At 29.4% G+C, this 14,947-nt stretch carries 8 protein-coding genes; 1 reads left to right on the forward strand and 7 read right to left on the reverse strand.

Going from position 1 to position 14,947, the window contains the following annotated elements:
• Positions 1–197: 197 nt before the first annotated feature.
• The 3 genes from BLT70_RS05325 to BLT70_RS05335 all read right to left on the reverse strand — a co-directional run bounded on the left by BLT70_RS05325 (position 198) and on the right by BLT70_RS05335 (position 4,118).
• The gene (locus BLT70_RS05325) at positions 198–1,970 is read right to left on the reverse strand and encodes a long-chain fatty acid--CoA ligase (RefSeq protein WP_091892370.1); all 1,773 of its coding nucleotides are present in this window, start codon (positions 1,968–1,970) and stop codon (positions 198–200) included.
• A 354-nt stretch (positions 1,971–2,324) separates the two neighbouring features.
• Positions 2,325–3,110: a pentapeptide repeat-containing protein gene (locus tag BLT70_RS05330; protein ID WP_091892371.1), complete on the reverse strand. Its 786-nt coding sequence runs from the start codon at positions 3,108–3,110 to the stop codon at positions 2,325–2,327.
• A 195-nt stretch (positions 3,111–3,305) separates the two neighbouring features.
• Positions 3,306–4,118 carry an AraC family transcriptional regulator gene (locus BLT70_RS05335; RefSeq protein ID WP_091892373.1) on the reverse strand — a complete coding sequence of 271 codons (813 nt, stop codon included), beginning with the start codon at positions 4,116–4,118 and terminating at the stop codon, positions 3,306–3,308.
• Between the two features lie 337 nt (positions 4,119–4,455).
• Between BLT70_RS05335 and BLT70_RS05340 the strand changes: the two genes are divergently transcribed.
• The gene (locus tag BLT70_RS05340; RefSeq protein ID WP_091892375.1) at positions 4,456–5,202 is read left to right on the forward strand and encodes a head GIN domain-containing protein; all 747 of its coding nucleotides are present in this window, start codon (positions 4,456–4,458) and stop codon (positions 5,200–5,202) included.
• Positions 5,203–5,356: 154 nt separating this feature from the next.
• On the opposite strand, the gene BLT70_RS05345 is transcribed toward BLT70_RS05340, so the two are convergent.
• The 4 genes from BLT70_RS05345 to BLT70_RS05360 form a co-directional block, all read right to left on the reverse strand.
• Entirely contained in the window at positions 5,357–6,586 is a 1,230-nt protein-coding gene (locus BLT70_RS05345; protein WP_091892377.1) for a threonine/serine exporter ThrE family protein, read from the reverse strand.
• A gap of 93 nt (positions 6,587–6,679) precedes the next feature.
• The gene (purL, locus tag BLT70_RS05350) at positions 6,680–10,372 is read right to left on the reverse strand and encodes a phosphoribosylformylglycinamidine synthase (RefSeq protein ID WP_091892379.1); all 3,693 of its coding nucleotides are present in this window, start codon (positions 10,370–10,372) and stop codon (positions 6,680–6,682) included.
• 153 nt (positions 10,373–10,525) lie between these two features.
• On the reverse strand, positions 10,526–12,610 hold the full coding sequence (locus BLT70_RS05355; protein WP_091892381.1) for an endonuclease: 2,085 nt from the start codon (positions 12,608–12,610) through the stop codon (positions 10,526–10,528).
• Between the two features lie 64 nt (positions 12,611–12,674).
• A complete protein-coding gene (locus BLT70_RS05360) occupies positions 12,675–14,876 on the reverse strand; it encodes an endonuclease (protein ID WP_091892383.1) in 2,202 nt (733 codons plus the stop codon).
• Between the last annotated feature and the right edge of the window lie 71 nt (positions 14,877–14,947).

Raw genomic sequence — 14,947 nt, forward strand, 5'->3', positions numbered from 1 at the left:
TTAAATAAATAGAATATTTTAAATTTTAGAAGATCATGTTTTGATATTTAAAAACTATATATATTGCTTTATAATTTATGATTGTTTTTAATGCTAATATTTTTCATTAACGATGTTGATAGAAGAAGGTTTTATTATGTGTTTTTAAAGCAAAAAAAACTCCCACTTGTGGGAGTTTTTTTTAATTAAAATTTAAACTATCTATAAATTTTATTATATAAGTTTTCATATATTTTTAGAATTATAACACGTTTCATTTTCATAGTTGGCGTTAAATGTCCGCTTTCAATAGTCCATTCATCTGCAGTTAATTCAAAACGTTTTATTTGCTCCCATTTACCAAAGTTTTTATTGTATTTATCAACTTCTTGCTGAATACGTTTTATTACAATATCCGAAGTTACAATTTCTTCATTAGAAGTACCTATTGTATAGTTTTTATGATGAATCCATTCTCTAATAAATTCAAAATTTGGTTGAATAATAGCAGCTGGCATTTTTTCGTTTTCACCAATAACCATTACTTGTTCTATAAATAAAGATTGTTTTAAATCTCCTTCTAATAAAGGCGGAATTACATATTTACCACCAGAAGTTTTAAACATTTCTTTTGTTCTACCCGTAATTTTTAAGAATCCATCTTTGTCAAGTTCTCCTTTATCACCCGTATAAAAATAACCATTTTTAAGAGCAGTAGCTGTTTTTTCTGGATCTTTATAATAACCTTGCATTACATTTGGTCCTTTTACTAAAATTTCACCAGAATCTGCAATTATTACCTCTACACCTTCTATAACTTTACCAACAGTACCAACTCTAAAACCACCATTATTTACATCATTAACAGAAATTACAGGAGAGGTTTCTGTTAAACCATAACCCTCCATAATTGGCATTCCTGCAGCAGCAAAAACACGTGTTAATCTTGGTTGTAAAGCTGCACTTCCAGAAACCATTAATTTTAACTGGCCACCAAGAGCAGCTTGCCATTTTGTAAAAATAAGTTTACGAGCAATAGATAATTGTTTTTCATACCACCAGCCGTTTGCTCCATAAGGTTCATATTTTAAGCCAAGGTTTAGTGCCCAGAAAAATAAATTTCTTTTAATACCTTTTAAATCTTCTCCTTTTAGTACAATTTTATCATAGATTTTTTCATATAATCTAGGTACAGCAGTCATTACTTCTGGTTTAATTTCTTGTGCATTTTCTGATAGTTTTTCAATCGATTCTGCATAATAGATATCTACACCACAATATTGATATAAATATAAAATCATACGTTCAAAAATATGACAAACTGGTAAAAAACTTAAAGCTTTAGAATTTCCATATTCTAAAGGAACTCTTTTAGTAGAAGAAATAACATTAGAAACAATATTTTTATGAGAAAGCATTACGCCTTTTGGTCTTCCTGTTGTGCCAGAAGTGTATATAAGTGTTGCTAAGTCGTCTGTTTTTACTGCGTTTTTTCTTTCTTCAACTTCATTTTGATTGCTGGTATCTTCTCCTAAAGTTAAAATTTCATTCCAGCTATTTTCTCCTTTTATATCATCAAAAGTAAAAACCTTTATAAGCTTGGTTTTACTTTTAATTTGATTTAATTTTTCTAGAATAGTAACATCAGAAACAAAGCAATAAATAGATTCAGAATGATTTAAAACGTATTCATAATCTTCTTTACTAATTGTAGGATAAATAGGTACAGTTTGTGCGCCAGTTTGTAATACACCAATATCGCAAATATTCCATTCAGTTCTGTTTGATGTAGAAATTATGGCTATTTTATCGTTAGGTTTTATACCTAATTTTAGTAAACCTCTACTAAATTGATTCGATTTATCTACATATTCTTGTGAAGATATAGATTTCCATTTTCCATTATATTTTGTGGAAAGAGCTTTTTTAAGATTATAAGTTTCTAATTGATAGTTAGGAAAATCAAATAATCTTGTAATTTCTGTAGGCATAAGGTTGTTCTAATTTGTACATTGCAAAGTAGTAAAATTACTTGTAATTTACAAATACATATTAAAAGACTTTATATTTTAAGAATAATTTATATTTTGATGTTAAATTTTATGGTTTTCAATAATTATTGTTCTTTTGCGTTTTCTTTTTATTGTTAAATTTTTTATTTTTTAATAAAGTTTTCTATGTTCATCTTAATTATTTTTATTGATAAATAGTTTAAAGTTTATCCAAAGAAAAAACTTAGTAAATTTGAGTTTTTTGTATTGATAATAACTTAAATTACTAAATTATAAACACAAAAAAAGGCTGATAATTTTATCAACCTTTCTTTGTAATTTTTTTTTGCTTTTTTATCTGGTTTCTAGTAAATATTTATCGAAACTTTTACCATTTATTTTCGTGTATTTAGAGTCTATTTCATAGCTAACTTTCATGTTTGTAATGTTAAAATCTCCAGATACTTTCATATATTTAATATTTAAATCTTCTTTAAAATTGGTGTTTTTAAAGGAAACCCCGTTATTAAATTTTGTGTATTTAAATATTGCAGAATCTTTAAAATCAGCATCTGCAAAACTTACATTTTTGCTAAAATTAGCATATTTAAAAGTTGCAATTTCATCAAACTTAGTGTTTGAAAAATTAATGCTATTATCAAATTTTGCATATTTAAAAGTACTATCATCATTAAAAGAAGTGCCAGAAAAATCGGTATTTCTTTCAAAACGAGAGTATTTAAACATTGCTTTTCTTTCAAAGTTACAGTTTTTAAAAATTACATCTTCTTCAAAACTAGCGGTAAATGTGTACCCAGAATCTTCATCTGGTATATAAGCCAAAACATCATTTTTAAAAGTACAGTTAATGAAAGATACTTTTACATCAATTATTTTTTTTATCTCGTTAGATGAGTTTCCGCTGCTCCACCAACTACTTTTCTTTTTATTTGGTAATTTTTTCATGGCATCATCCATATACGTTAAATCTAAAACCCCAACAATTGTTGCATTTTTATAAGAAACAGATTTGCCTGCTTTTATATCTTTTAAAATATTAGTAGCTTCTATTGTTTTTTGTGCAAATGAAAATGTTGTTGCTAAAAAAAGAAAAAAGATGAATGTAATTTTATTTTTCATGATGTATTTATTTAAAGTTATTTTATGTAAAGACAGCAATGAAATTAAATTGTGACAGTTTTAGGCATAAAAAAAGAGTTGATTATAAAAATCAACTCTTTTTAAAATTATTAATTATTAGTTTCCCCCAAAACTGTAAATAATCATCAGTAAAGATAAGTTATTAAATTATTAAATTTTTGTAAAAAATCGTAATTATGACTCTTTAAGAATCTTTCTTAATAAAGGGTAATCTTCGTGAAAAAACTTTTTTGAACTTTGATTCATAAAAAGTTTAAAATCTTTTTCAAAGTGAGATTTATCATAATAATTAGATTGAAAAATTAAATCTCTTATCTCTATTTGTTTAGATACATATTTTCGCATTAAATTCATAAAACGATATTGTCTTATATATTTACCTGGAGTAACACCGATTATTTTTTTAAATTGAATTTCTAAAGATTTTTGACTAAAAGGTACTTCTTTTAATAAATCTGTAACTTTAATAATTCCTTCATTTTTTATTATAATAGCAATAGCTTTATCTATATGTTCTATATTTTTATCTTTTGATAAAGTTAATTGATCAAATTCGTTGTTAATAGATTCTATAAGCTTGGTAATATCATCTTTATATTTTAAAAATAAAGGATTTAATTTTTCATATAATTCAAAGTGAAAATCTTTTAATTGCTTTTGTTTATTTGTTACAAAAGAAACATCTTTATCTATTATTTTATATAAGGATGTTGGTTTTAGATCAAAACCAACATTGTAATTTACTTTATTTATTAATATTTCATAACTGCCATAAAATTGCCCTATTAAAGTTAGTTTATTATAAAAAGATTTATTTTTTTTATGTGTAAATAAAATATCTTCTTCACAAAAATTATAAGCAATGTTAGAGCTGCCAACGGGCAGTATAAGAGTTTCAAAAGGTAAATCTTTTTCCGTTATTTTAAATTGATAAAAATAATCAATTAAAGGGTTTTTTGTATGTGAATCTAATGTAATAAACTCCATTTTATAATTTACATAAAAGAATATTCATTAATATTAATACTTTTTAGTTTAATTGTTTGGTTAATTAGGTTTGTTGTAAATTGCTATAGACCAAAAGCCAATAGATAGAGTTGAATTGATTTTTATCATATAATTTAATTTTACTAGCTTTTATATTTTAAAGCATCAATTTGTGATAAAAAAGTACCAATAAATTGTTATATAAGTTCTCTTTAATAGGAAAAAATAATTTTTATCCTTTAAAATGTCACAAACTTAAAGTAAGATTGTCTTTTGTATAGTTTAGTAATAGTTTAAACCCAAAATCAACAACAAAATCAATTTTAAAATAAAAATTATGAAATTAAAATTAATTGTCTTACTTATATTTTCAATAACGATTAATAGTAACTTAAAAGCGCAAAAAACTATAAAACTTAGTAAAGATTTTGATAAAGTTATAGTAAGTCCACATATAGAAGCGGTTTTTAAAAAAGGAAATGAACCAAGCATAGTTATTGAAGATATAAACGTGCCAGATGAAAAATTCAACTACGAATTAGAAAAAGGAACCCTTCAAGTATATTTAAAAGGGGCTAAAACCTATACTAAAAATAAAAAAGTTGTTATCAGAAATTCCGAAATGAAAGTGCCATTATATAAAGGTAGAGTTGTAAAATTAATTATTACGTATGTAGATGTAAACACTTTTTCTTTACGTGGAGAAGAGAAAATTACATTTCAAACGCCTTTAAACCAAGATCAATGTAAATTGTTAATTTATGGTAAATCAGAAGTAACGATTAACAAAATTAAGGTTGATAAATTAACTGTTTCTATTTATGGAGATAGTTTTTTAAAGATGGATAATGGAAACATTAATAAACAGAAAATTACAGCTTATGGTGCGAGTAAAGTTATGGCATCGGATGTAATTACAGAAGAAACAAAACTAACTGCTTATGGAGATGGAACCTTTACATTTAACGTTTCTAAAAAAATAAAAGTAACATCTTATGGCGAAGCAACGGTACTTTATAAAGGTGATGCTTCATTAAAAAAAGGAATTGTTATTGGCGAATCTACGATTAGAAAAGTGCAATAGTTTTCTTTTTTGGGCGTTACCAAGGTCGGGCTTTTCGCTACAATCTTTTTGCTTAAAAAAGCAAAAAGGATTTCCACTGCAATCCCTAACGCAAAAAAAAAAATCAGCTTTTAGAAAACTCTAGAAGCTGATTTTTTTTTATATAAGATTTTCTTTATTTTTTTGTTTCTAATTTATATTTTTTAGGACTTCTTTCTCTAAAAGTACCAGCAAAAAGAAGTCCGCCAATAATACCCATAAGAATAAAAGCAACTTGTTCAAATAAATTTCCAGAACCAGTAGTTGTATTCGGGTTAAAAAAAGAGTTACTTAAACCCATAAAAGATTTACTTCCTGGTACTAACATTACAATTCCTTGGATTAAGAAAACTGTTTTTGGAGTTTTAGAAATAAAACCAAACAAACGACTAACTCCAACCACTGTTAAAGTACCAATAAAAGTACTAACTAAAACTCCGTAACCAGATAATAGAACTGTCATAAAAAAAGCAATAACACCAGTTAATACGCCAAAAATCATATCTTTTTTACGCACTTGAAATATTGGTAAAAGAGTAATAGATAATACCGGAACAGCAAAAAATATGGTCCATTTTGGCATTTCAGATACATGATATGTTAAATCAATATCTATCAAAGATGTCATTAAAGCTAATCCAAGTAATACTCCAAAAAACTGTTTAAATAATAATATTATTGAATCAAAAAGTTTTGCACCTCCAGAAACTAAATTTTTAGAAGTTATTTCTTCTAAAGCAGTAGTAATTGCTAATCCAGGAATAAAAATAATGATAGAAGCTAAAATGGTTAATCCTAAATTAAAGTTCGGAAAAATTAATGTTAATAAGCAGCAAATAATCGTAACGATTAATGCACTTAAAGATTCAAATACATTTACTAAATATTTAGATTTACTTGATAAATAAACCAAAAGGTAAATAAATGCTCCTAATAATAACGAAAAAGCAAATGAAATCCAATTGGTACCAATTAATATACTAAAAGAACCTGCAGAAAAAGCGTAAGCCAAAGTTAATTGATAATGGTTAGTTAATTTAGTTTTGGCGTGAATTATATTTAATTCTTCATTTATTTGTTCATTATCAATTTTATAATCAATAACCTTATTTGTTAGTTCTGCAATTCTAGAAAGTGCTCCTAAATTTAAAGAACCAGGAGGAATACATTCAATATAATTATAAGAATTTTCATCTTCATAAAAAACATAATTTATCCAAGTAGGAGAATCCATAAAGCTACCAGTAATACCTTGTGTTTTGGCAACTTCTGTTAAATAAGATTGAATTTTATAAGAAGGAATACCATAAGTATGTAGTGCTTTTCCTAATTCAACTATAAACTTATATTTTTCTGGAATTTTCATTTTTACTAATTAAATAGTGCTATTTTATTATTTATTAAAACCAAAAAAAGGGCTCTTAAAAAAGCCCTTTTTGATATACTTTTTTTTAATAAATTATTTTGTCAACCAGTTTTTGGCATTTACAAAAGCTTCTAACCAAGGGGTAACTTCATCTTTTCTATTTGCTGGGTAATTTGCCCAATTCCATTGAAAAGTAGAACGCTCAATATGCGGCATAGTCACTAAATGTCTTCCAGATGGATCACATAGCATGGCTGTGTTAAAATTAGAACCATTTGGGTTATTAGGGTATCCTGCGTAACCATATTTGGCAACAATATTATAGTTTTCTTCAGATTCTGGTAAATTAAATTTACCTTCTCCATGAGAAATCCAAACACCTAATTCTGTTCCTGCTAAACTAGATAACATTACCGAATTGTTTTCCTGGATTTTCACCGATGTAAAAGAACTTTCGTGCTTCATAGAATCATTATGACCTAATTTTCCATGAACTTTATGTTCTGGGTTTATTAGGTCTAATTCCATCCATAATTGTGCTCCATTACAAATACCAACAGACAACGTATCTTCTCTTTTAAAGAAGTTTTTTAAAGCAGTATTTGCTTTTTCGTTGTATTTAAATGCTCCTGCCCAACCTTTAGCAGAACCTAAAACATCTGAATTAGAGAAACCACCAACAGCACCAATAAACTGAATGTCTTCTAATGTTTCACGACCAGAAATTAAATCTGTCATGTGTACATCTTTAACATCAAAACCAGCTAAATACATTGCATTTGCCATTTCACGTTCAGAATTAGAACCTTTTTCACGAATGATAGCAGCTTTTGGCTTCTCTTTACCAATTACAGGTAATTTACCAGTAAAATTCTCAGGGAATTTGTACGTTAAAGGCTGATTTTTAAAATTGTCAAAACGATCTTGAGCTAAATTATTAGCAGTTTGTTTTAGATCTAGCAAGAAAGAAGTTCTGTACCAAACATCCCTCATTTCGGTTACATCAAAAGAGAAATTATCTTCGTTGTTTTTAATAGTAACTGTTCCTGAATTATTAGCAGAACCAATATTAAAAAATTCAATATTATTTTCTGATAAAATCGTTTCTACAGAAGCATCTGCTTGAAAAACAATTCCTGAATTCTCTGCGAATAACACTTTTATAGAATCTTCTTCATGTAAAGAAGAAATATCAAAATCTGCTCCTAAATTAACATCAGCAAAACACATTTCTAACAAAGTGGTAATCAATCCACCAGAAGCAACATCGTGTCCTGCTGTAATTTTATCTGCTGTAATTAAATCTTGAATGGTGTTAAAAACTGTTTTTACATAATTAACATTAGTAACGTCTGGAGCTTCATTTCCAATCGCATTTAAAGTCTGGTTAAAAGAACTTCCACCTAATTTAAATTCGTCTTGAGAAATATTGATATAATAGATGTTTCCTCCATCAACTTGTAAAAGAGGTTCTACAACTTTAGTAATCGCATTACAGTTTCCTGCTGCAGAAATAATTACAGTTCCTGGAGCAATTACTTCTCCATCTGTATATTTTTGTTTCATTGATAAAGAATCTTTCCCTGTAGGAACATTGATTCCTAAACCTATAGAAAATTCTGAAACGGCTTTTACAGCTTTGTATAAACGAGCGTCTTCACCTTCATTTTTACAAGGCCACATCCAATTTGCAGACAATGAAACACTTTTTAAATTGTCTTTTAAAGGTGCCCAAATAATGTTGGTTAAAGATTCTGTAATTGCATTTCTAGAACCAGCTTCTGGACTAATTAATGCAGAAATAGGAGAGTGGCCAATTGACGTTGCAACACCTTCTTTTCCTTTAAAATCTAAAGCCATTACACCAACGTTGTTCAACGGAATTTGTAATGGTCCTACACATTGTTGTTTGGCTACTTTACCACCAACACAACGATCTACTTTATTTGTTAACCAATCTTTACAAGCCACAGCTTCTAACTGTAAAACTTGTTTTAAATAGATTTCTAAATTCTTCGTTTTATAACGAGGGTTTTTATATTTTCTGATGACAGTTTTGTCTGTTAAAACAGTTTTTGGAGAAGAACCAAACATGTCTTCTAAGGCCAAGTCCATTGGTTTTACGCCTGTTGATTTAGACTCAAAAGTAAAACGATCATCTCCAGTAACTACACCAACATCGTAAATAGGAGAACGTTCTCTATCTGCAATTTTATGCAAAGTTTCTAAATGTTTATCTGCAATTACTAATCCCATTCTTTCTTGAGACTCGTTACCAATAATTTCTTTAGCCGATAGCGTAGGATCTCCAACCGGTAAAGCATCTAAGTCTATTTTACCACCTGTATCTTCTACCAATTCTGATAAACAATTTAAATGTCCGCCAGCTCCATGATCGTGAATAGAAACAATAAAGTTTTCATCGCTTTCTACCATTCCACGAACTGCATTTGCAGCACGTTTTTGCATTTCTGGATTCGAACGTTGTACCGCGTTTAATTCAATTCCTGAAGCAAATTCTCCAGTATCTGCAGAAGAAACAGCAGCTCCTCCCATTCCAATTCGGTAGTTTTCACCACCAAGAATTACAATTTTATCGCCTTCTTTTGGTGTATCTTTTAATGCTTGATCTGCTTTTCCGTACCCAATTCCACCAGCTTGCATAATAACCTTATCGTACCCAAGTTTTCTTGCAGAAGAATCGCTTACAGAAGAATTTTCTTCGTGTTCAAAAGTTAAAACAGAACCTGTAATTAAAGGTTGTCCAAATTTATTTCCAAAATCAGACGCTCCGTTTGATGCTTTTATTAAAATATCCATAGGAGTTTGGTACAACCAATCTCTTGCTTCAAATTTATTTTCCCAATATCTTGTATTCTTAACTGCATCTATAGACGCTTCTAAACGAGAATACGAAGTCATATAAACAGCTGTTCCTGCTAAAGGTAAAGAACCTTTTCCACCAGCCAATCTATCTCTAATTTCTCCTCCAGAACCTGTTGCAGCACCATTAAAAGGCTCAACAGTTGTTGGGAAATTGTGGGTTTCTGCTTTTAATGATATTACAGATTCAAAATCTTGTGTTTGATAAAAGTCTGGTTTATCCGCCGTTTTAGGCGCAAACTGTTCCACTTTTGGCCCTTTTACAAAAGCTACGTTATCTTTGTATGCAGAAACAATATCGTTAGGACATTGTTTAGAGGTTTCTTTAATCATATTGAATAGGGAAGTAGGTTGTTCTTCTCCGTCAATAATAAATGTTCCGCCAAATATTTTATGTCTACAGTGTTCTGAGTTTACTTGGCTAAAACCAAATACTTCAGAATCTGTTAATTTTCTACCTAGTTTAGTAGCAACACCTTCTAGATATTCTACTTCTTCATCACTTAATGACAATCCTTCTTGATTGTTATATGCGGCAATGTCTTCAATTTCTAAAATTGCTTCTGGTTGAATTTCTATGGTAAATGAATCTTGATGCAAACCATTGAATTTTTCAGAAATCATTGGGTCAAAATCAGAAAAATCTTCTGAAACAGTCGTAAATTCTTCAATTCTAATAATGTTTGAAATCCCCATATTCTGAGTAATTTCTACAGCATTGGTACTCCAAGGAGTAATCATTGCTGCTCTTGGGCCAACAAAAAAAGCATCTATTGATGTTTCTTCTATTTTAGGTTGATTGGCAAAAAGCCATGTTAACTTAGCAATAGTTTCTGCAGTTAATTCTTTTGTTGTTTGAACAGCATATACTTTACTGCTTTTGTTTCCAAAGAAATGAATCATTATTGAGTTGTGTGTTAGCGGGTTGTTTTTAAAAATGCAAATTTACTTTTTTTCAATTTAAAACTTAAGATTAATTTAATCGAAATTTTTTAGTTATTCACCAAAAAAAAAAGACTGCCGAAGCAGTCTTTTTATAATTTTTAATAAAGAAAATTAATTCTTCATTAATTTTTTAGTTATGAATTGATTTCCGTTATCAATCTTAATAATATAAATTCCTGAAGATAGATTAGAAACATCAATATTTTTTTTAGTACTCGTAATTTCTGATGATTGTACTAATTTACCTAAAACTGTATAGACAGATACTTTTACATCTTTAGTTGTATTAAAGTATAATTTATTTTCAACTGGGTTTGGATACATTTTAAAAGTGTCAAAGTCAGAAGTATTTGTGTTAGCAGTTGCTGCGTTATAAATACCAATTCCATCATACGTTTCACTTGCAAATTGATCCCATTCAGTAATTGTAAAAGTAGTATTTGCCTTTGTTATAATTAGCTTTCTTCTTAAAGTCATATTTTCAAGATTTTTAGCTGTTTGATTATATTCTCCAATTATATCAATTAAAACACCATTTTTAAATAATCCAACTGGGTCATTTCCGTTAAAGTTTATTGGTGCACCCCAGTTAGATCCTTCAGGTGCTACTAAATCAGCTTCATTTACTAAGGTAGCATTATCTGCTTCAAAATGGATAACAACAAAAACATCATTTACGTTAATTGTTCCACTTAATGGTAATTCATTTATCCAAGAACCAGCTCCATTAGATTGTTTTTTAATGCTGTATTCAGATAAATCAATTGGGTTGTCAGTTAAATTAACAATTTCTAAGGCTTTGTTATTAAGAGCTCCTTCTACATATTCAGAGAAAAATAATTCTACAACATTGTTACTACCATCTGTAGTTGTAGCATTTATTGCAGCAGATTGTGCAGACATATTGTTGGCACTATCTTTTGCTAAAACTGTTACGCTATATGTTGTAGAGATTGTTAAACCTGTTACTGTATAACTCGTGTTTGCAATGTTAGAACTATTAAGAGTTCCATTAACATAAATATCATAACCAGTAACTGCTGAATCATCCGTAGATGCAGACCAGTTTACTTTAAAACTTGTTCCGGTTTGGTTTGTTATAGTAATGTTTGTAGGAACAGATGGTGCTGTAGTATCTGTTAAAGTTGTTGCATTAACGACACTAGATTTTGCAGATTCATTATTTGCAACATCTTTTGCTAAAACAGTTACTGCATATAGTGTATTAGAATTTAAGTCAGTTAATGTGTAATTGGTGTTAGCTGTTTCTCCTTTTAAAATATCATTAGCATAAATTTCATATTTAGAAACCTCTTCGTTATCAGTTGAAGCTGTCCAAGAAACATTAATTGTAGAGGTAGTAATATTGCTTAAGCTAACATTTGTTGGTGCAGTTGGCGCTTCAGAATCATTAGAAGTAAAAATACCCCAAGTATCAGCTGCAGGTGTTCCTCCCCAAATTCTAGTTGCTAAATATGCATTGTCTATAAATGGGTTTCTATTTCCTTGAGCAAAGTTAGCGTTAGAATCATGGTAAGTATTTCTTTGCCTTTCAAAATCTGACACTGGATCTTCTGCATTCCATTCTAAAAATAAATCAATCATATCGTCACCTGCATTAGCATTATTACCAATACCAACACCATTAGGTGTACATCTGTCTCCATAGCGGATATACATATACATCATCATTCTTGCAATATCACCTTTCCATTCATCACCAGGATACCAGCCGCCGGAAACACTTCCTGCATTTCCTGTACCATCAGCAAATTTAAGACTTCCTCTTTGGCTGTTAAAACTAACATCCGAAGCTCTTAAATGATGAGTATCTGCACCTGGGCCTGAAGTGCCAAGGTTTGGATTTCCTAAAGATTTAGCATATGTATGTTCTCTATTCCATTCATTAGAGCCACCTCCATTCTCATTAATGCCTCTAGTTCTTGCTGTTGTACCTGAAGCAGAATAACCATAAATTAATAAAACTTCACTACTGTTTTCAGGGTTTACATCAGTTGCTTTTATAGCATCCCAACCGTAAGATAAAATATTAGTGTGGGCATTTATAGTTTTTGTTGCTAATTCATCTTTTAGGTCTAGACCAGATTTTGTCCAGTCGAGTCCATTATAATATTGTTCTTGAGCAGAAACAAATAATGAAATAAATAAAGTAAATAAGAATAATGTTTTTTTCATTTTTTAATGGGTAAAAAAACGATTCAGGATATGAATCGTTTATGTTAAAGTATAAATTTAAGGATTAATTTTTGATTAATTTTTTAGTAATAAATTGTTTTCCAGAGTTAATTTTTAGCAAATAAACGCCTTTAGATAAATTTGAGATATCAATATTGTTTTTACTTTTCGTAACTTCTGTAGATTGTATCAATTTTCCTAAAACATTGTATACGCTTATAATTGCATCTTCTGTAACACTAAAGTAAACATTATTTCCGTTTGCTGGGTTTGGAAACATTTTAAAAGATTGAAAAACATTGGTTTGTGTGCTTAAAGTAGAAGTATGACTCCCAATACCATCATAGGTTATATCTAAAGCATCCCATTCACTTAAAGTAAAAGTGCTGTTTGGTACAGAAATATTACTTTTCCTTCTATATGTTTTATCTTTAATATGGTCACTAGAATTTCCTTCTTCACCAATAATATCAATTAAAACACCATTTTTAAATAAACCAACAGGATCATTTCCATTAAAATTAAATGGTGAGCCAAAATTGTTAGTGTCATTATTAGGTGGGCCAACTAAATCTCTTTCTGCTAAGAGAATTTCATTGCTAGCATCGGCATGCGTAATTACAAAAACATCATTAGGTATAATGCTTGTTACATCTCCAGTATCTAATTTAAAATCATTTACCCAAGAACCTCCATTAGATTGCTTTTGTATACTGTAACCCGCTAAACTAATTGTAGCACTCGATAAGTTTACAATTTCTATTACTTTATTGTTACCACCAGCAGCAGTATTAGGTTCTACATATTCAGAAATAAATAATTCTGTAACACCATTAGAGCTACCGTCTGTTGTTGTTGTATTAACTGTTGCACTTTTAGAAGACTTATTATTGTCTATATCTTTTGCTAAAACCTCTACAGCATAAGTGGTAGAAGTGTTTAATCCTGTAACAGTATAAAAAAGATCTGTTGTAGAAGCAATTAAGTTTCCATCTATATAAACCTCATATCCCGCAACTGCATTATTATCTGTAGAAGCAGACCAACTTACTTTAAAAGAAGAGTCAGAAGTATTACTAATAACTATGTTTGTTGGAGTAGTAGGAGCTTCTGTATCTTGCAAAGTGGTACCATTTACAGCAGTACTTGCCTCTGAAATATTATTTATAATATCTCTTGCAGTGACAGTAAAACTGTAGGTTGTATTTGTATTTAAATTATTTATTGTTGTGCTAGTATTAGAAGTTTGAGCTGTTAAAACATCATTAACGTAAACATTATATCCAGAAACTTGAACGTTGTCTGTTGATGCAGTCCAAGAAATATCAATTGAAGTTAAATTAATGTTGCTAAGTGTTACGTTTGTAGGAGTAGTAGGAGCTTCTGTATCACTACCTGAGTATAATCCCCATCTATCTTCTGCTGTAGTTCCTCCCCAAATTCTTGTTGCTAAATAAGGGTTGTCTATAAAAGGATTTCTGTTTCCTTGTGCTGCATAATTTCTAGTATCTTCATGATAATTATTTCTAGCGATTTCAATATCAGAAACTGGATCTTCTGCATTCCATGTTAAAAATAAATCAATCATATCATCTGGAGTAAATTCACTACTACCAACACCAACAGCGCTAGGTAAACAAACATCTCCATAACGAACATACATATACATAATCATTCTTGCAGCATCACCTTTCCATTCATCTCCTGGATACCATGCAGCTGTGTTAGGACCACTTAATCCATTAAAAAAATCTATTGAAGAAAAATCTGAGTTTCCAGAACCTCTTCCATATTTTCTGTTATTTCTTGTAGAATTACGAATTCTATCTGCTGCTCTTAAGTGATGAGCATCTGTTGATGGTCCAGGAATATCTGTATCTAAAACTGGGTTTGCTAAAGATTTAGGGAAAACATGTTCTCTGTTCCATACAAAAGCATCTCCACCACCCGCATCTTGTAAGTCTTTATCACGAGTTCTGTCGTTAGTGTCATCTTGGTCTCTACCTTCTTCCCAACCATAAAATAGAACAACTTCATCAGTGTTAGATGTGTTTTCATCTGTTGCCTTACAAGCGTCCCATACATCAGGGCCGTTGTTACTCGTATAATCGAGTACTCTTGTATGAGTTGCTATGATTTTTGTAGCTAATTCATCTTTAAGCTGAAGCCCGGTTAAAGTTAAATCTACATTAAAATAATATTGTTCTTGTGAAAAAGTTAAAGAGCAAGTAGTTATTGCTATTAAAAGAAGTAGTTTTTTTATCATTTTTTTAATTTAAATTATACAAAATGTTACTTTCTTTTTCTAGCAATGAAAAAATATATTGTAAAATTATA

The sequence above is a fragment of the Polaribacter sp. KT25b genome, assembly GCF_900105145.1.
In the GTDB taxonomy this organism is placed as follows: domain Bacteria; phylum Bacteroidota; class Bacteroidia; order Flavobacteriales; family Flavobacteriaceae; genus Polaribacter.

Coding starts and splice junctions, on each gene's coding strand:
- BLT70_RS05325 (WP_091892370.1), bottom strand. CDS start 1,970: ATGCCTACAGAAATTACAAGATTATTTGATTTTCCTAACTATCAATTA.
- BLT70_RS05330 (WP_091892371.1), bottom strand. CDS start 3,110: ATGAAAAATAAAATTACATTCATCTTTTTTCTTTTTTTAGCAACAACA.
- BLT70_RS05335 (WP_091892373.1), bottom strand. CDS start 4,118: ATGGAGTTTATTACATTAGATTCACATACAAAAAACCCTTTAATTGAT.
- BLT70_RS05340 (WP_091892375.1), top strand. CDS start 4,456: ATGAAATTAAAATTAATTGTCTTACTTATATTTTCAATAACGATTAAT.
- BLT70_RS05345 (WP_091892377.1), bottom strand. CDS start 6,586: ATGAAAATTCCAGAAAAATATAAGTTTATAGTTGAATTAGGAAAAGCA.
- purL (WP_091892379.1), bottom strand. CDS start 10,372: ATGATTCATTTCTTTGGAAACAAAAGCAGTAAAGTATATGCTGTTCAA.
- BLT70_RS05355 (WP_091892381.1), bottom strand. CDS start 12,610: ATGAAAAAAACATTATTCTTATTTACTTTATTTATTTCATTATTTGTT.
- BLT70_RS05360 (WP_091892383.1), bottom strand. CDS start 14,876: ATGATAAAAAAACTACTTCTTTTAATAGCAATAACTACTTGCTCTTTA.